Annotated in this window: 22 protein-coding genes; all 22 read right to left on the bottom strand. The window is 59.9% G+C overall.

The genetic code is table 11. From position 1 onward, the window contains the following. Window positions 1–137: 137 nt before the first annotated feature. Window positions 138–821, bottom strand: a complete 684-nt coding sequence (locus tag DEIPR_RS12045; RefSeq protein WP_013615863.1) for a hypothetical protein — start codon at window positions 819–821, stop codon at window positions 138–140. Beyond that, on the bottom strand, window positions 818–1,426 hold the full coding sequence (locus tag DEIPR_RS12040) for a hypothetical protein (RefSeq protein WP_013615862.1): 609 nt from the start codon (window positions 1,424–1,426) through the stop codon (window positions 818–820). The genes DEIPR_RS12045 and DEIPR_RS12040 overlap by 4 nt, the downstream gene beginning before the upstream one ends. Window positions 1,427–1,573: 147 nt before the next feature. Beyond that, a complete protein-coding gene (locus DEIPR_RS12035) occupies window positions 1,574–2,101 on the bottom strand; it encodes a hypothetical protein (RefSeq protein WP_013615861.1) in 528 nt (175 codons plus the stop codon). Between the two features lie 32 nt (window positions 2,102–2,133). After that, window positions 2,134–3,159: an AcrVA2 family anti-CRISPR protein gene (locus DEIPR_RS12030; RefSeq protein ID WP_013615860.1), complete on the bottom strand. Its 1,026-nt coding sequence runs from the start codon at window positions 3,157–3,159 to the stop codon at window positions 2,134–2,136. 27 nt (window positions 3,160–3,186) lie between these two features. After that, on the bottom strand, window positions 3,187–4,686 hold the full coding sequence (locus DEIPR_RS12025) for a replication initiator protein A (RefSeq protein ID WP_148231990.1): 1,500 nt from the start codon (window positions 4,684–4,686) through the stop codon (window positions 3,187–3,189). A 679-nt stretch (window positions 4,687–5,365) separates the two neighbouring features. Beyond that, window positions 5,366–6,532, bottom strand: a complete 1,167-nt coding sequence (locus tag DEIPR_RS12015) for an RNA-guided endonuclease InsQ/TnpB family protein (RefSeq protein ID WP_013615857.1) — start codon at window positions 6,530–6,532, stop codon at window positions 5,366–5,368. Window positions 6,533–6,708: 176 nt separating this feature from the next. After that, the gene (locus DEIPR_RS12010) at window positions 6,709–7,488 is read right to left on the bottom strand and encodes a hypothetical protein (RefSeq protein ID WP_013615856.1); all 780 of its coding nucleotides are present in this window, start codon (window positions 7,486–7,488) and stop codon (window positions 6,709–6,711) included. A gap of 85 nt (window positions 7,489–7,573) precedes the next feature. Beyond that, window positions 7,574–8,014, bottom strand: coding sequence for a hypothetical protein (locus DEIPR_RS12005; protein ID WP_013615855.1), 441 nt, complete (start codon window positions 8,012–8,014; stop codon window positions 7,574–7,576). A 13-nt stretch (window positions 8,015–8,027) separates the two neighbouring features. Further along, window positions 8,028–8,288, bottom strand: a complete 261-nt coding sequence (locus tag DEIPR_RS12000; RefSeq protein ID WP_013615854.1) for a hypothetical protein — start codon at window positions 8,286–8,288, stop codon at window positions 8,028–8,030. A gap of 29 nt (window positions 8,289–8,317) precedes the next feature. After that, window positions 8,318–9,289 carry a hypothetical protein gene (locus tag DEIPR_RS11995; protein WP_013615853.1) on the bottom strand — a complete coding sequence of 324 codons (972 nt, stop codon included), beginning with the start codon at window positions 9,287–9,289 and terminating at the stop codon, window positions 8,318–8,320. Between the two features lie 56 nt (window positions 9,290–9,345). Next, window positions 9,346–10,104, bottom strand: a complete 759-nt coding sequence (locus tag DEIPR_RS11990; RefSeq protein WP_013615852.1) for a hypothetical protein — start codon at window positions 10,102–10,104, stop codon at window positions 9,346–9,348. Further along, a complete protein-coding gene (locus DEIPR_RS11985; protein WP_245532764.1) occupies window positions 10,101–10,907 on the bottom strand; it encodes a DNA adenine methylase in 807 nt (268 codons plus the stop codon). Before DEIPR_RS11985 ends, DEIPR_RS11990 begins: the two co-directional genes overlap by 4 nt. 14 nt (window positions 10,908–10,921) lie before the next feature. Further along, on the bottom strand, window positions 10,922–11,644 hold the full coding sequence (locus tag DEIPR_RS11980) for a hypothetical protein (protein WP_013615850.1): 723 nt from the start codon (window positions 11,642–11,644) through the stop codon (window positions 10,922–10,924). 67 nt (window positions 11,645–11,711) lie between these two features. Continuing rightward, entirely contained in the window at window positions 11,712–11,957 is a 246-nt protein-coding gene (locus DEIPR_RS11975) for a hypothetical protein (RefSeq protein ID WP_013615849.1), read from the bottom strand. Continuing rightward, on the bottom strand, window positions 11,954–12,538 hold the full coding sequence (locus DEIPR_RS11970; protein WP_013615848.1) for a hypothetical protein: 585 nt from the start codon (window positions 12,536–12,538) through the stop codon (window positions 11,954–11,956). The genes DEIPR_RS11975 and DEIPR_RS11970 overlap by 4 nt, the downstream gene beginning before the upstream one ends. Continuing rightward, window positions 12,535–14,244 carry an ATP-binding protein gene (locus tag DEIPR_RS11965; protein WP_013615847.1) on the bottom strand — a complete coding sequence of 570 codons (1,710 nt, stop codon included), beginning with the start codon at window positions 14,242–14,244 and terminating at the stop codon, window positions 12,535–12,537. Before DEIPR_RS11965 ends, DEIPR_RS11970 begins: the two co-directional genes overlap by 4 nt. A gap of 42 nt (window positions 14,245–14,286) precedes the next feature. Further along, the gene (locus tag DEIPR_RS11960; protein ID WP_013615846.1) at window positions 14,287–14,673 is read right to left on the bottom strand and encodes a hypothetical protein; all 387 of its coding nucleotides are present in this window, start codon (window positions 14,671–14,673) and stop codon (window positions 14,287–14,289) included. A gap of 60 nt (window positions 14,674–14,733) precedes the next feature. Next, window positions 14,734–15,120 (bottom strand): HU family DNA-binding protein, encoded by a 387-nt coding sequence (locus DEIPR_RS11955; protein WP_013615845.1) that lies wholly within the window; start codon window positions 15,118–15,120, stop codon window positions 14,734–14,736. A 237-nt stretch (window positions 15,121–15,357) separates the two neighbouring features. Beyond that, a complete protein-coding gene (locus DEIPR_RS14015; RefSeq protein ID WP_148231989.1) occupies window positions 15,358–15,684 on the bottom strand; it encodes a hypothetical protein in 327 nt (108 codons plus the stop codon). Between the two features lie 30 nt (window positions 15,685–15,714). Beyond that, the gene (locus tag DEIPR_RS11950; RefSeq protein WP_013615844.1) at window positions 15,715–16,197 is read right to left on the bottom strand and encodes a hypothetical protein; all 483 of its coding nucleotides are present in this window, start codon (window positions 16,195–16,197) and stop codon (window positions 15,715–15,717) included. Continuing rightward, entirely contained in the window at window positions 16,197–16,508 is a 312-nt protein-coding gene (locus DEIPR_RS11945) for a hypothetical protein (RefSeq protein ID WP_013615843.1), read from the bottom strand. The genes DEIPR_RS11950 and DEIPR_RS11945 overlap by 1 nt, the downstream gene beginning before the upstream one ends. 83 nt (window positions 16,509–16,591) lie before the next feature. Further along, a complete protein-coding gene (locus tag DEIPR_RS11940; protein ID WP_013615842.1) occupies window positions 16,592–17,290 on the bottom strand; it encodes a PRTRC system ThiF family protein in 699 nt (232 codons plus the stop codon).

Raw genomic sequence — 17,290 nt, 5'->3', positions numbered from 1 at the left:
GTTATTTTGGACCTGTAAAAAAGAGGCAGCAGCGATTGGTGCTGATCATCTGGACTTTTTTAGCCCCTGCTCTCCGGGTGTAAAGAGCAGGGGCACTTGTTTTTTGCTCTGGGCCGGAAGATAGAGAAGCTGGTCCACTACTTCTTTTTGGCCTCTTCCTTGATGTCTGCAGCGATTCGGCGGATGGTCTCATCCTCCTGCCAGGTGACATTTTCCCCAATTTTCTCAAGGATTTCTCCGGCAACCAGCCGCATGGCCGTGATCCGGGGTCGGTACTCCTTGGCCAGCCGAATGAAGTCAGGATGATGAGGCAGCTTCTGTTCCAGCAGTTCCCTGCGCTGCCGTGCCCTCGTAGCAAAGGTTGCCCTTTTCTGCTCGGCAAGGTGATGTTGCTGGCTTTCCCAGTCTGCCTTGGCCGTCTCTGCGGCGGCCCAGAAGTCATCCCACCAGTCGGCTACCACGTCGCTCACGATGGTCTGTCCCTGATAGGGCACAAAGAAGGACAACATCATGGGTTCTCCGAGGCGGTCCATGAAGGGTCCGAAAGCTGGATGGTCTGACAGGTCTAGCGATTCGGCTGTTGGCAAGGGTTCAAGATCGGTGTCTTTTTCATCGTTCTGAGAAAAAGACATGGCCGCCTTGTCCAGACGCATGACCTGATACAACGCCAGTGGCAGCTTGGCATGTTGGCAGATGGCCATGATCTCTTCTGGGTTGGTCAGTTGAAAGGAGAGTGATGGCAAGGGTGCCGCGTCAACCTGCGTGAGGAGCGTACCCGGCACGTTCTGTCGGAAGATGTCCAGCGCGTCTGTGATGTTCACGGTGTTTCGGTGGCCGGGTCCCGGACGTTTGCGGAAGGCTCTTCAAGGACGCTGAGCAGGTGTGTGCCGAACGCCCGCGTGGCGAGGTAGCTGCCGCTGCCGCTGACATCTTTCTCGGCATTGGCCCACTCTTCTGCGAGGGCGCGGACCCGCGCAAGTGCGGCGCTTTGTTCCAGGCCCCAGAAGGCTAGCTCCTTGGCCTGGGCCATCAGCTTGGCATCGGCCCGGAGTTCGGAGTCGGATGTCCGTTTCTCTTCATGCTGCCCCGGCTGGATGTTCGCGTAGATTCGGTTGCTGCCCTCTTCGTTCAGCGCGTCGACGGAGGTGTCCGCACCTTTCCAGGTGCCGGGCGTCGCCTGCTGCAGCAACTCCATGACGGCGCTGCTGTCCAGCCGCGTCTGCTGACCGGCCAGCTGGCGGCCCAGCAGCAGACCGGCAGGGGTAGGCCTGTACGACTCACCGCCCATCAGGTCCACGGTGGCCAGGCCTTTGGACTCCAGCTCGGCGAAATCGGTCATGTTCTCGCTCATCCAGGGTTCGGGCAGGGCTGCGTCTGCCCAGACCAGCAAGATGGCTTGTTCGGCTTCGGAAAGGGGATGCGTCATAGAAGAACTCCTTGTGTATCAGGGGCAGTGTGGAAGGGGTTGAATCATGTGGTCAGGCCCGTTCCCGTACCTTTACTTGCCCCGCAAGGGGCGAGGGACAGGGCGAGTGAGGGAACAGGCCCAGTTGTTCAGAGCACTGGTGGTGCATCACCTTCCCCAGCGTCTGATGGACCGTGTGGGGACGGTGATGAGGCTGGTGCCATGTACGAACCCGCCCTGCTTGGTGCTTGATTGACCGCTGCCTTTTTGGAGGCGTTTCGACTTTTTCCCGGCCGTCTTTTCAGCTTTGGGCTTTCTCCCCTCGGGTTTTCTGTAGAGGTAGCTGAGGGTTAGAAGCTGCTGTTTGATCCCAGTGTCTTTTTCCAGGTCATGTCTTCGGAGTGTTTCGGCGGCCTTGGATATGACGCTGATGTGCTGCTTGTTATTGCGCCGTGGTAGGTCGGCTTCGATCAGGGCAGCTACCCGCTTCGCTATCCATTTCCAGTCGTGTAGATTGGCCGGATCGCTCAAGGCAGCCTTCTGGTTCTCGTAGAGCCATTTCAGCTGAGCCCCGATGCTTCTTTGCGGTTCGGGAAGGCTGGCTTTGAATTTCCGGCGCTTTTCCACGATTTTGGGATCAGGTGGAGCCTTCTCGGGCGTTTTGCTTTTCTGTGGTGTTGGTTGTTTCTTTCGCATCCTGCAGTCCTTTGGATGAGCGACGCTGTAGCTTATGGCTTGACCCGGTGAATGACTGCTGGCTGTTCGCTGTCCAGATCCAGGCGAACGGGAATGGGCGGCAGCCAGCGCAGGACCCTCTCCTGCTGGCCGTTTCTGGGGCCGCGGAGGAAGGTATGCCAGTGGGCGCGGCGCAGGTGGCCTCTGGGAGAGGCGTGGCTGCCTGTGCTGCCTGCCGTGCCTGTACTTGGCCCGGTGTCGGCGGCCGCTCTGGCCTGTCTGAGCGCTGCGCCCATACGTTCTCCGACGTTCCAGACCTTGGGGCCGTCCACTGGTCTGTACATTTTCTTTCCGCTGGGTCTTGAAGGGGGCTGCGTGCGGTATTCAGCGGTTTCGGAGCACAGGTAGAGCAGGCACGACACCATCGGCGCGAGCAGCTGGGCCATCTGCTCTGCAGTGTTGGCGAGTCCCCCAGGGGGCTGCGCCATTCCTGCAGCGCTGACCATATGGACGAAGTTGTCGGCCAGGGTGCCGCCAAGGTGGACGGGATAGCTCAGGAGTGCTGTTTCGCCGGTGTCGAGCAGCAGCCGCAGCTCGGGGTGCCGGTCCTGCAGGTCATACTCCAGATGCGCGAAAAAGCCGATCAGGGGTTTGCCGTAGACCGACGCTTCTGGCGGCGCTTCGATGTAGAGGCAGTATTCCGGCAACCGGGTGAGCAGTTCGGCCGGAATACTGCCTTCGGCCGGGGTTTCCCACAGCTCGCGCAGCAGTTCGGGGTCGAAGCGGTAGATTCCCTGACCGAGCCGCCACGCGGTCAGGGCGCTGAGGACTGCGGTGTCCTGCGCCATAACCAGCTGGAGTGCGTGTTCTGGCAGGCCAGTTTGGAAGCCGGGCTGGCGTGCTGCTTGCCGGTAGGTGCCAAGGACGGTGCTGTGCGTGAGGGTCATCGGCAGGTAGCAGTAGTCCGGCCACTCGCCCTGCCGGGTGCGGTGCAGCGTTTCCGCCTGCTTCCAGGCCTGCGGGTAGATGGTGCCGTAGTGCTTCAGCAGCTGCTGGAGTCTCCGTGCGGTGTCGGGCATGGCCTTATCTTGCCTGGTTTTTCAGGATCAGGCTTCCGTATCTGAGACCAGGATGTGTTGTAGCGCCTGTTGAGGGTTTTTGGCGCTGCACAGCTGCTGTACGGCGAAGGTGTTCAGTGTGCCTGCGAGGTAGAACGCCCTGATGTTGTTCTCTTCTTCAGCAGTAAAAACCGCATGGACTCTTTTACTCAGCAAATTGGCATAGGTACGCTGTCGGTCTTCCACGCTTGGTTCGGCGGGAGGCGTTTCGGGAAGCAGTCGATCGGGTTCGGATTTTGCCGGCCTGCTCTTCTTCGGCGTGCTTTGTTCTGACTCAATTGTCCGCACTGCGTATTTGTGTGGATGTTGAATCAGGTCGTTGAGCAGCCCACCACGATTTTTAATGGCGTATCCCCTGGTTTCCAGTTCGTCGAAGCGCTGGCAGGCCTGGATGATGTCTTCTTCGCTGTAACTGATCAGCAGGGACATGGCTGCGCCTTCGCTCACGCCCCTGCTGGTGAGCATGGTTGCGTAGGTGGAACTGGAGATATTGGCGGCGTCATTGAACGCATAGTGGACTCGGCAGGTCTTGCCCCGTCCGGTGTAGGTCACTTCCTTCAGGTACCCAGTCGCCAGCAGTTCGTCGTGAGCCGGGCTGAGATCACGCTGAATACGGGCTGCCTTGTAGTTTGTAGGGAAACCGAGCAGCTGGCTGAGCTGGTGCACTTCAAGCGTCAGGGTGCTGTGTTCATTATTCAGATGGTATTCGCTGAGCAGGCGGTACAGAATCCGCGTCATCGGCTTGGACAGCTCACGGTACAAAGCAGGGTTGAGCTCGTTCAGGTAGCTGTCCCGGATTGAATTGGCCAGGACAGGGTCGAGGACGATTTTCAGCTGGGTGGTGGCCGAGTAGCGAGTGTCTGGCCGTGTCGGTGCCTGTTTATCCACGCTGCTCACTTCTCTGAGTAGGGACATGCTGAGGGTGCGCATAGCGTTCCCCTGGGCATCACACCACGTCTCGTAAAGGAAGTAGGTGGAGTGCAGCAGCCGGTCCAGCGAGGTTTGCAGCTGCTGGTACAGCCTGCCCGATTTGGTGAGATTACTCAGCGTGATCAGTTCGGCTGTGCTGATCCGAATAGTGTTGTCTGCCGGGCAACCTGCAATCTGGAATGCATTTGTAATCCCGAAGAGAACGTCGCTGTCCAGGCCGTGTGGCACCGTATGACCGCCGGCGCTGCTGCACGTGGCCCTCACGGAACCGAAGGGCACTGTTTCGATGTCCCGGCTCCAGCTGGTCAGGTTGTCGGGGACACGGCTGAGCGCACTGATCAGCCCGATGCGCGAGAGGTTGCGCTCTGCCACCTGGGTTCTGTTCGTTTCGGCCTGCGTTTGCCGCCTGTCCGAACCCTGCATTTCCATACCGCTGATCTTATGTGTGGTTGCTCGTTGATGCCAACTTTTCCATTTTTCGGTTTCGCCGGCTCCGATGCCCTGCAGTGATGGAATGATTTGTTTTTGTAAAGAAGAAAAAAACAATGATTGATTCATTCAGGGCGGCGCGGAAAAGGCCGTCCAGAACGGCATTTTTTCATAAAGGGAACAAAGTGCCACCGGGAAAGGGAACAAAGTGCCACCGGGAAAATCCCAAAAGGGAACAAAGTGCCACCGGGAAAGGGAACAAAGTGCCACCGGGAAAATCCCAAAAGGGAACAAAGTGCCACCGGGAAAGCCAGAGTTTTCCACAGCCAACTGTCCTATTTTGGCCTTTCAGGAGGCGGTCTGGCCTCCGAAGGGAACAAAGTGCCACCGGGAAAATCCCAAAAGGGAACAAAGTGCCACCGGGAAAGGGAACAAAGTGCCACCGGGAAAATCCCAAAAGGGAACAAAGTGCCACCGGTAACTCTGTGAGGAACAGGGTGATGATGCACTCAGTTGAGATTGCCGCCAGTGGCAGATGGACCCTCCAGCTCTGCCCAGCGCTGCAGGAAAGCGCTGCGGGCTTCCTGGGGGGTAAGGACTGCGCTGAGCCAGTGCCGGGCGTCTGGGACCGTCTGGAGGCTGGCCTCGGCCTGGGGGCCGGCCCAGTCGCCTGCCGGGGGGCCCAGCAGCTCCCAGGCCTCGGCATGCAGCGCGGCGTTGTCAGCGTCTTTGACTTCGGGTGGCAGGTCGTCCAGACCGAAGCGTTCCCGAATGGCGGCCCACAGCCGCAGTTCCAGTTCCTTGTGACCTACTCCCCGCCCTGAAGGACGGGGCTTCTCGGTGAACGCATGACCCGTTGGTCTACGTTGCCCACTGAAGGCAAGGCCCTTGCCAAAATATTCAAAGCGGCGTTGATGTCCCGGTTGAGCACGGCTCCACACCCCTTGCAGGTGAACTCCCGTACGGAAAGAGAGTGCTTCTCTCTGTGGCCGCACTGGTGACAATCCTGCGAAGTGTACCTGGGGTCTACGCCTATCAACTGACGGCCAGCTTCTTCCGCTTTGCTCGCCAGTTTGTCCAGCAGTCCAGCCCAGCCCGCATCCAGCACGCTGTTTGCCATGCGGGTTCGGGCCAGTCCAGTAATGTTCAGTTCTTCGTGTGCGATAAGGTCGTGTTGCTGTACCAATTTCCGAGCGACCTTGTGGTGCAGGTCGTCTCGCTGCCGTCTCACCTTGAGGTGCAATTTCGCTACAGCCGCCTTTGCTTTCTTGCGGCGCTTGGAGCCACGCTTCTTGCGGCAGAGCGAGCGCTGCGCCACCCTGAGCCGCTTCCGCGCTGAACGAAGAAAACGTGGGTTGTCCACAAACTCTCCGTCTGAGGTTATGACCAGATGGTTGACACCCAGGTCTATCCCCACGGTGCTTCCAGTTGGCGGCAACAGCTTTGCTTTCTGTACTTCGCAGGTCAACACCGCGTACCACTCGGCCCCTTCCCTCTTCACGGCCAGCGTCTTGATTTTTCCGGCAAAGGGGCGGTGTAGCCGAATCCTGACGTTGCCGATTTTGGGCAAATAGATGTGTTTTCCATCGGCTGTCACGCTGTTCTGCGAAGGCTGGGGATAGGTGAATGAATCGTACCTGTCCCGACCCTTGAAGCGTGGATACCCGGCTTTTTGGCCTGCTTTGATGCGCCGGAAAAAGCCCTTGAAGGACTTGTCCAATCGCTTCGCTACGTCCTGAAGCACCTGAGCATTTACGCTCGCGTATTCGGGCAGAGCGGCTTTGACCTCTGGCAACGACTTCATCTGGTCGTATGCTGTGAGGCTCTTGCCTGCCTTCCGGTACGCACCTCTTCGCTCTTCCAGCATCCCGTTGTACAGGCGCTGACAGAGTATGAGCGTCTCAGTGAGCTGGGCCTCCTGAGCCTTGGTGGGGCGCAGGCGGTACTTGAACGCCCGCAGCGTGGTATTTTCCATGTGCATCACCTCCTTCTAGGTGACTGCCACGGCTCAGGGTGTTGGAAGCACCGCTGGGCCATTGCTGTTCCAGCATATCGCAGCACTGCGCTTCTGCTGTAAGCGAAAGCTCCGGCAAGGCCCTCCTTCGGAGGGCGCGGAGGGGTCCATGTACCCCCGCCATGAATGGCGAGGCACTATAGCCCCTCCGCACCACCCCATTTTTGTAGGGTGGCATGTTCTGCCAGCAGGCCAGCGTAGGCCTGGTGCGTGTTGGGAGACGCGGCCGCCAGGGAGAGGTCGGCTTCGGAGTCAAAGCCGCCGTCACACACCCATTCATTGCCGGACTGGGCTTTGGCGAGGATGTATCCACCGCTGATGGCCTGCCAGGTTCCCGGTGTGGTGCCGTGAAGTCGCTGCAGTACACGGCCTTGCTCGGCGCGGCAGGCTTCGGGGGTGCTGGGCAGGCCGGCTGGTCTGGTGGTCGGCGTGTCAGTCATGGGTTTCCTGAGCCGCCCCTGTAGGCGGTCACGTTGTGCTGTTTCTGAGGTTTCGGTGTTCTGGGTCCGGCCGGGTTCTGGGGTCTGGCCGGTGCCGAGGGCCTGTTCAAGCTGGCTGGCGGCAGAGAGCAGTCCCGATTCCATGCCCTGGCAAAATTTCCGGACATCCCACTGATTTTGCTGGTTGGCCTGAATGGCTTCGGTTGCTTCCTGGGCAGCCTGCTGGCGGAGTTTCTTGACCAGGTTCTTGGCCTGCAGACGTGCTTGCTCTGAAGCTTCCAGGGTGGTTTGGGCCGCAGCGAGAGCTGCTGCTGCATCCTTCGCCCAGCTATGCAGCACGTCCAAGTCCATTGTTGGGCGGTACTCGGCGGCCAACTTCTGGGCCGCTTCTTGACCTGATGTTGCTTCCTGCTGGAGCGTGGTTTCTTCGAGCGGTTCACAGGTATTGCTACCGGGTGCGTCGTTGTCTGTTGCCATACGTGTCTTGTCTCCTTGGGAATGCGCTGATTGGGTGAGTTCGGGGAACAAGCCCTGGTCCTGGCCCAGCAGGTGTGGTCGGTGCTCAGGATGCCTGGGGCCTCTGAGCCGACGTCCGTGCGGTTTGCTGCAGCTGTTGCGAGTGTTCTTCGAATGTCCTCGTGGCCGCTTTAGGCCAGTGGCAGAGGTCGTAATCACTCAGGCCTGCCAGTTGCATACTGCTTCCGAAGTGCTGGTAAGGGTTGTACTGCTCGGCTTTGTTCAGGGCCTTGGAGGCGCTTTGCAGCTCAGCTGGGACGGGGCATGGCCCGTCCATCATGTCCCATCCAGGGAAGTGTTGATCCAGCAATCGAATCCAGCGGTAGTTGATCTCTTTTTGTATGTCGTTGGCTGCTTTCAGGCTTTTATGGCGTGGTGGGAGGCGGGGGCCGGGGTCCCGAAGTTTTAATGCCATGGACAGCGTGAAGAACAGAAACAGGATGATTGCCAGCAGCTTTGGTGCGAAAGCGAAGATGGGGTCGGTCATTGCTAGGATGCTTTCAGTTGATCCTGTGAACTGGCTCAAAAGGGAATGTCTCATCAATGGAAATGCGGTAGGTCGGTACCGAAGTTTTGCCCATGTCCCGCAGGAGGCGCTGCGCTTCCCCGAAGAGGGGGTCACCGGCATGCAGCTGATAGGACCGCACCTGGTAAGGCGCGTTCGGCTGCGCGGTGATGTACAGCTGATGGAGTGCCTCTGCGGCGGGGAGCAGCGCGCCCTGGGCGGGGGTGATGGGGGTCAGAGAGGGAGTGTCTGGCATAGAAGGCTCCTGTTCAGGGTGTGTGGTGCTCAGTACATCGGCTCGCGGGTGGTCTGGGCAGTGCCGTCTGGAGAGATCCAGGTGGTGAACCGTGAGAAGCTGCTGTCCTCTACTGAGTCGTCGTCACCAATCCATTCACGGAGTACCTGACGCTGCCCGGTGCGCTGCGCTTCAGCGAGGGCTGCTTGAAATTCGGCTTCGCTTGCCTGTTTGGCAGCCTGGTTCGCTTCTTCCCGGCTGCGCAGGATGCGGTTTTGTTCGGCCACCAGGGCGTCCCACTGCTCGGCTGTGATCTGGTAGACGGTGGAGTTGCTGCCCGCAAACCAGCCGAGGGTTGGCGCGGCTGTCCATATGGGGCGCAGGATGTCGTTCATCTGTTTGAGTTCGCTCAGCAGGATGTGGCCGGGTCCCGTTTCTCCCTTGGGGACCTTGCAGGCCCGGCACAGGCCTTCTCTGTAGCCTTCAGCGGCGCACTCTTCAGCGCTCAGGCGGTAGGCCCAGCACAGTTCGCCTGCCCCGGTGAACGGAAGGTTCAGCACCCGCACGCCGCGTTCGTCAGCGGCAGCCTGAGCGGCGGCCGAGAGTTCAGCCTTTTTGTCTTCGCGGGCCTGAAGAATCCGCTTCAGGTACTGGCCCTCTTCGGTGTCCTGGCGCACCCGGGCAAACTCCGCTTCGAGCATCTCTACCTGCGGGGCGGTGAGTATCAGGCGCAGTTTTGAAGTTCCGGTCCAGGCCACGCCGTCTGGGTAAAACGTTTTGAAGTCGGGATACAGAGCGTGGTCGGTGGTGGTCAGCTCCGTGATGTTGCCTTCGACAATCACAGGGCCGTCAGGGGTCTGCACGGTGGCCTGCGCGGTGACATTCCCACTGTTGTTCTCGGCCTCTTCGTACTCGCTGGCGACCAGCAGGGCGCTGACGGCCACCTGGTTGCCTTTCGGAGTCTGGAATTCCAGTACGGGGGGGAAGGCATGTTTCGTTGTTTTGATCAGGTGATAGGTCATGGTTGCTCCAGGGTGGTGCAGTGCAGGGGTTGCACTCTCCATGTTGGCTCGATGCTTCATCGTACTTGCTCACCAAGTTGCTGCTGTTTGTACAGGGTGTTCAGCCGTTCTTTGACGGTGGGGGCTGGAGTGTTTCCGAGTGCGCCCTCAAATGGCACATTCCAGGTCTTCATCATGAAGTCGTGGCTCTGGTATCCCTGTTCAAGGCCGCTCAGAATGTCCTGTAGGGCTTCGTCGGTGGGTTGCCAGACGGCAGGAAGCTGTTCTTCAGGGCTGAGTCTGGGAAGGCCGATGCGCCGGAGTTCGCGGTCGCTCAGGTGCTGATAAGCGATGAGTTCCTGGTTCGGCCATGTCACCATGCCTGCTGGGATGCCGCCAAGCAGCAGCAGGCTGTGGGTGCTGCTTTGCTCAATGATGGCCGTGATCCAGCGGCCTTTCGGTAAGCGCAGCTGTCCGGGTGTGGTGGTGTTTCCAGGATGGTACAGGCTGTAGCTTCGGCCTTCTCTCAGGTGGCCCTGGTGCCGTTTGGCCAGTTCAGGCAGGCCGAACAGCACGCCGAAGAACGGGGAGATGCTCATGTTCCCGGTCAAGGCACTGAGGTGCCAGCAGGCCTGATAGTCTGACAGGTCGGCCGTGTGCCAGATGCTCTGTGCATCCGTTTCACGCAGTGTGAACGGAAACTCGTGGATGCCCTGATAGAGCGTAAAGCCATGTGCCGACCAGGCCACCTGCTTTGGAGCGGGATTCGTATAAGCGGCGGCCGCTTCAATGGCAGCCCGGTTGACGGACGTCTGCGTGAGCTCAAAGGTGGTCATGCTCCTGCACGCACCGTCAGGTGAGGGTCAAAGTTCGTGATCAGGACCTCGCGGTTGTGGACTCTGCCCTGCCCGCCGCTGGCCGCCATGCCTGAGACATTGCCGATAGGGGTGTAGTGCCACTGCTGGCCATACAGTTCCCGGATTTCGGGGCGGTCATAGCTGCTCAGGATGAACTGTCCCTTCAGCCCGGTGAGCTGCTGGGCAAGGTGGATGTGCGCTTCGTGGCCGCGCATGTTCAGGCGGTAATTCACACCGTTGCCCGGATAGGGTGGGTCAAGGTAAAAGAGGGTTTCCGGGCTGTCGTGGGCAGCGATCACTTCGCTGGCCGGCCCCTGTTTGATGGTGACTTTCTTCAGTCGCTCATGCACCGGCAGAATGCGCCGCTCGATGTGCTTGATGGCACCGATCAGCCGGTTCCCGCCGCCGGCGTCCCGGACGGCCGTCTGAAAGCGTGGGTAGCGCAGTTCTCCACCCCAGCCCGCGTTCAGCAGGTAGTACAGCCGTGCGGCCCGCGCCACAGGCTTCAGCGTTTCGGGGTCGGTGTCTTTCAGTTCGTCGAAGCGTGCCCGGCTGACCAGTTCCCACTGGAAGGCCCGAATCAGGGCGTGGGGGCGGTCCCGGATGACCGTGAAAAAGTTGGTCAGTTCCGGGTCGAGGTCGGCGTACACTTCGCAAGCGCTGTGAGGCTTGCCCAGTAGTACCGAGCCTCCCCCACCGAACGGCTCGACATAATGCTGGTGAGGCGGAAACAGCGGGATGATCTGCCGTCTCAGCCGTGATTTTCCTCCGACCCATCTCAAGGGGCTGGCCAGCATCAGCGGATCCAGCGCCAGGGCTGGATACCTTCTTCCTCCTTGCCCTGGCGTTCTACGGCTTTGTTCAGCATCCAGATGGTGCGGCTGCGTTTCCAAACGGTCTCGTCCAGCACTTCTTGGAGACGTGGGCCGAGCTGCGGCTGAATCTTGCTCCAGGCCAGTTCGGGTGTTGGTCCCCAGCTGAATGGAATCAGGGCATGGAAGTATTCCGGACTGGCGTACCACGCTTCTTGATACCGCCCCGCGATCTGATACTCCGGCTCCTCCTGGCGGCCACCAAGGTACGCCGGGTTGAGCACGCTCAGTCCCTGTGTGCTGGGCAGAACGTGGTAGCCCGTGAGGCGCACTTCCGGGGGGTCCGGGTAGCATTCCTTCTTGTCCCGGACAATGACTTCGGCCAGGGCGTGCAGGGCCGGATGCCAGGGACCCTCCGGCAGTCTGAGTTCGGGCAGTCGCGTGATGGCCCGGTTCAGGCCCATGATCTGCCGCTCCAGCGTGTCCAGGTTCTTGGTGAGCTGACGGATCAGCAGTGCATTCAGCGCGGGCAGGGCCTCTACAGCGTCGCCCTCGTACAGCTGGTGAACCTGGGCCTTCAGGGGATCTCGGAAGACCTGGGGCTGGGTGCTGGCGGCGTATTTGCCGGTCCACTCGCCGCTGGGGTGATCGATGAAAAAGTTCCCCGCGTGTTCTTCGCAAAGGGGGATAGAGCTGATGTAGTGCATGGAAGCCTCCGGGTGAGGGCGCTCAGTGTTCAGGCTGCGCCTGCGCTGCTTGTGCGGTTTTGGTGGGTCAGTTGGACGGCGGGGTGGGACTGTGTGCAGTTTCCGGGTACCGGTTGTGCCCCAGTTCCAGTGCGGTTCTGGCGGTGGTGTAGGTTTGCCCGGTGGGACGGCCATCACGCAGGATGGTGAACACGCCGCTGACGTGCCGGCACACCTGGTAGGTGGCGTGACCGGAGTGCCACTCTGGTTTGAGGACGTGGCCGAAGAAGTCGGAGTAGATGCCGCGCTTGAGAGGGGTATAGGCGCTGCTCATGGATGGCCTCCTGCGCCTGGCCCGACATGCCACACGGGCTGCAGGATGTCCGCAGCAGCGATATCATCCGCGCCCAGCTGCAAGGCGGCGCGCAGCAGGCTGCTCTTGAAGGCGAAGCCCAGTTTGTCCGGGGGAACGCGGGTCAGCAGGTCACGCAGTTCGTCTGCGTCCGGGGCGAAGATGTTCAGTTCGCTGTGGCTGCTCAGGCGGTTGCCTTCCAGCTGAACGTTGTCCGGAAAGTGTACAGGAGAGGCGGGCCGTGAGCAGACCTCCACGTCAAGCCGGAGTGACGTGCGGTAGAGCGGGATTTGCGCCGAGATGGGGGTCAGGTCGCCGACGGTCCAGAACCCCCGCTCCGGCAGGGGCGGCACGGTGAACAGGCCTGTTGGTCCAGCGAGTATTCCCCCAGTGGGGCTGCCGGGGCTGCCGGGGCGGCGCGCGAGCACGAAGGCGTTGCCCGCGAAATCATCGCACGTGTACCCGTTCAGGCACTGCACAGCGCTGAACGCAGGGCAAGGGCTTTCGACCAGGGCCGTGAGCTGCCCGCCGTGAATCAGGCTGGTGATCTGAGGTGCTTTCATGCAGTCTCCTCTGCCAGCTTCTGCCTGTTCTCCACGACACCCTGCCGTTTTTCGGCCAGCCGTTCCAGCAGTGTGGCCGCTTCTGCCTGTGCACCGAGTTCCTCTGCGGTGCTCTGAATGATGCGCCCGAGTTCAGTCAGCCGCCCCAGCTCCCTGTTCAGGACATCAAGTTGCCGTTCGCGCTCTACTTCGTCTGCCTTGAGGATGGCCCGGAGCTGCTTCTGCAGGAGGCGGCCGATGTCCTGCCCGGTGATGCGGCTGTCCGGCTCGTAGAGGTCGAAGTACTCCTCCAGCGGTTCATACTCGCCGGTTTCGTCCGTGAGGATGATTCGCTGGAGAACCAGCGTGCCGGCGGCGTCCAGAATGGCCCTGGGGACATCGCTGCCGTCTTCCCGGCGTTGCAGGTAGACCACACCGCTCGTTTCGCACACAGCGAAAGGGACGCTGCAGCCGTCCAGTCTCAGGTCGTCGGCCAGCACGATCTCGAACCCGCCGGGTACTTGTGGGGGAATCGGCTGATGGGCGTGGGCGATAATGCTGGGCGACCACTCCTCGCCATCACCGTCCAGGCTGACCAGTGGCAGGCCGCCGTGTCCGCGCAGCAGCGCTTCTTGGGTGAGCCAGTGTTCGCTGCAGCACCGCCGGGCGGGTCTAAGAGTGAAATCACACGAATGATTGCCGGGCAGGTCGTTGTACTTGTCGCCGTCGTCATCGGTGTTGATTTCAACGTTCGGACTCTCAGGCCGTACCTGCCGGTAGCCCAATTCTTTCAGGGCCAGGGATGTGACGTTATTGGTCAGGAGGGGGTGGGGGACCTTCTCACGCCAGGCATGTCTGATGTTCTCCTCGGAAATGTCTACCCGGTTTGCGGCCCAGTCCTGGGCTTCTTTCAAAATGCGTTCCCGCAGGGCGGCAGTGATCTGCACGGCTGCCGTTTTCAGTGGTTCGTTGTGGATCACGCTCTCGCGGTCTGGAAGTTTGGGCCGGATGCCGCTGCGAGCCTTGGGGTACAGACGCAGGCCATAGCGACTGAGCAGTGCGCCCATGAGGGGGTCTGTGTTGAGCAGTGTTTCCAGTGCACCTGCAGGCACAGACAGTTTTTCCCAGTCAATCTGGACACTGTAAAGGTATTCACTGAGGATGACCCGCCCGGCATCGGTGTCAATCTGGATGCCCGTGAACGGCACGACCTGCCCTGTGGATTGACCGTTGAGTGTGACGCAGATGTCTTGCTCGTCGGCGTCGATGCGTAGCTCCCGCAGTGTTTCTTGTAGGGGTTGTGGACGGTGCAGCTGCACGTCCACCCGGAAGCCCGGCAAAGCGGTGCCGCCGCGCTGCACCTCAATCACGTCTGCCCGCATGAATTGCTCAGGCGTCAGTGTGAAGCTCCAGTCCTTGGAGCGGAAGGTGACTGCTCTGGACCATTCCGGGTTAAGCAGGCTGAGGGCCCCCAGGCCGGCCGGGTCGGTGACGTGTGTCCCCCAGCCGCTGCGGGCGGCAGTCAGGAGCAGCTGGGGATCCTCCAGGCCATGTCCGTCATCCTGAACAGAGAATCCCTGGTCAGTGGTTTCGAACTGGATGTGGGACGCGCCGGCGCGGAGGCTGTTTTGCAGCAGCTCGCGGACGCTGGCGCGGAAACCACCAAAAAAGTGTGGCAGTTCGGTCAGGAGGTGCTGGTCGGTACGGGGCTGAACAGTGTCTGTCATGCCCCTGGCTCACTCGTCAGAGTGAGGGAAAAGCGCCGCAGGTCAAGACAGCAGCGTCTCGGTCAGTCCCTGGCTCAGGTAATGCTGGACCCACCGCTCGTGATGTGCCGCAGCTTCCTGCACATTTGATGCGTATTCCATGATCTGACCCTCGGCATTGAACAACCAGATCAGCTCGAATGGACCTGGGCTGCCGGGTTCGAGAAAGGGAATCAGGACGGTCATCAGGGTGGTGTAATCGTCGAAGTGGGTTTGTCTGACCAGCCTGCGGGTGTTCCGCCAGATGGTTTCAGGCAGGTACTGGACAGGCACCAAATGAAACTGTCCGTCTGTGGAAGGCAAAAAGAGTTGGGCCTGTTCCGAAGGAATACGTTTGCCCAGAAGCTGGTCTCTGGGAGAAAGGGGGCATGGAACGGGAGGCGTCACCATAGGCCCTTAGCATAAACGCAAAAGCCCCTCGTGAGGGGCTTTTTGCCGTGAGATGTAAATTTAGAGTGTGCCTTTAAGGCCCGTGGCAACCTTGAAAGCCACTTTTTTGCCGGCAGGAATCTGAATCTTTTCAGTGGTGCCGGGTTTGACCCCTGTGCGCGCTGCCGTTTCCTTGATGCTGAATGTGCCCAGCCCCGGCAGACTGACGGTCTGTCCAGCCTGCAGCGCTTCGACCACAGTACTCAGGAGGCTGTCGGTTACGCCGCTGGCCTGCTGACGGGTAAGACCAGTTTTGCTGCTGAGCTCTGCAATCAGCGCAGTTTTGCCCATCTTGCCGCTTTCAGCGGGGCTTGGAGTAGTCTTCTTCGTTGGTTTTGCCATGTGGGTATTGTGACTGCGAACCTGGACGGCCTGCAACTTTCCCCCTGAAGAGACGTCTTCGGTCATGGAGCGTTTCGAGCTGCCGGTAAGTGATCGTGGCACTGGCCATCAGAGTGAGCCCCCATCCCAGCCAGCCGGGCAACAGTCCCAGAATATGTCCAACAACACCTATCAAACTGAGGCTGAGCATCACCACCGGCCACCGCCACACCTGAAAAAATGTTGCTGTCTGCGGGTATTCGCTGTAGCTGTCCCGCACCACAGCAGAGTTAAAAAAGGCAAAAAGGCCGAGGAGCAACGTGCTCATTGGAGGAGTTTCGATCCTTTGATGGTAAGACGTACCTCTTCCAGTGGCAGGATGCCGCGGCGCAACTTTCGTTTGACCGCGATTGGGGCCTGAGTAAACGGCACAGTTGGCCGGATGAACCTTGCTCCAATCAAGAGCCTGGCGGCCTCCTGAGCTGTGTGTTCAGCGTATTTGCTCTGGAACAGGCCTGGGAGGATGTCAAGTGTTCCAGTGGTTCCCGGCTCCCACGAACTGAATATGGCTGCCAGAATGCTTCTTTTCGACTGGAGTTCGGGCGGTAAGCAGGTCTGGCTGCTGGGTTGGGTCTGTTCTGTATATTTCATGTCTTTATGGTGCCTGCAAGACTGGTTGGTTCAGACGCTCAGCAATTCTTCCAGACTCATTTCTATTGCTGTTTTGCCGCATAGGGCCTGCGCCCTTGCTGGAGCAAGTTCCCGGAGACGTCGCTCTTCTTCTTCAAACTTCGCTCTGGCTTCTGTCAGGGCCTGCTCGGCTTGCTGCATGTCGCTCCAGGCGTTCCAGGTTTGCCATTCCTGCCTTCTGATGCGGGCTTCCTGGATGCTGGCCGGATGGATCAGCTGGTCGCTCAGTTTCTGGTGCTCTTTTTCCAGAGCTGCTCTGGCTGCCGGCGTTGCTGCGCGGCGGTAGTCCTTGGGCTGCAGGTGAATTTCCGGGTAAGAATGGTGCGGTGAAATCCAGGGCGCGTGATACTCCACGCCGTTGATGGTGACCGGGCCGCGCCAGGAAAGCTTCAGCTGCCCTTCGGGCGTGATGTGGTAATCCGCAGGCCCGAAACGGGTCTCGACCACCTGTTTCTCACTTTCAGGTCTTTTCATCAGGCCACCCGTTCCGCAGCTTGGTCAGCAGCTTGGGGGGACGCTGCACCAAACAGTTCTGAGAGATCTACCGGTTCTGGCTGCGTGCTGGGAGCACTCAGTTCACTGAGTCCAGGGCCGAACTCGAATGTCGCCAGGTCAATCAGATGGTCGATGGTTTCAAAGCTGGTGCGGTCCGGCAAAGGGATGATGTGCATACCGGCGTCAAGCACGCTCAGGCTGTACCCGTGCAGGGTGCTGACACAGATGAACGCGGCGTCCGGACTGTAGGCTTCACGGACCTTACGGCTGAGAATATCGAGAGTGTTCATGTCTCCCCCACTGCGCGTAAGCGCGAGGGTTCTGTCCACCTCACAACAAGCCCCCACATGGGGGGCGGATTTCGTGGGAAGTGTCAAGGGACCGGCCGGCTGACCATCTGTCCGTTTTCCAGATCAAAGTAGCGTGCACTGTGTTTGAGCTCGCCCTCATGCAGCAGCTTCCATAGCACGTCTGCCGCCTGGACTGCCACCATCGGGTTCACCATCAGGTCTTGCCGTGAAATTGCTTCCAGAGCCGAGCAACTGGGCAGCGCGTCTTCCTCTAAAGAGATGTCGATCAGCTCCGGATGAAGTTCGCTGGGAAGAGCCAGCGCTGTGCCCAGGCGTCCCAGAATCACTTGCCCGGTTTTGGCCGTATTTCCGCAGTCCAGCCAGTAGGGTGCTTTGTTCTCTTTCTTCAGAACGCCGGCGATGTCTGCCCTGGCAGCCCGCGTGTCTACACAGCTGACAATAATGTTGAAATTGTGCAGATGCGATGCCGAGAACTTTTCTGGACGAGCCTGCCAGCCGGTGCCCAGACACAGGTTGACCCGTTCGGTGAGGACCAACGCCTTATTCTTGCCGAGGTCGGCCGGATAGAAGCGTTGTCTGGCCAGATTGGCAGGGCTGACCGTATCGGGATCGAAGGTGGTGACCTGCAGCTTTGGCCCGCCTGTGGCCTGGAGGCCAGCATGGAGGCTGCCCAGGTGGCTAAGCAGGGCTGAGCCGGTACCGCCCAGGCCGATCAAGGCGAGGTGGACAGTCTTGTGATTTTTCAGGTTGCTCTTGTACAT

The organism is Deinococcus proteolyticus MRP, assembly GCF_000190555.1.
Classification (GTDB): domain Bacteria; phylum Deinococcota; class Deinococci; order Deinococcales; family Deinococcaceae; genus Deinococcus; species Deinococcus proteolyticus.
Note: the sequence above shows the minus strand (reverse complement) of the source record. Positions and strands in the feature narration are given on the sequence as shown.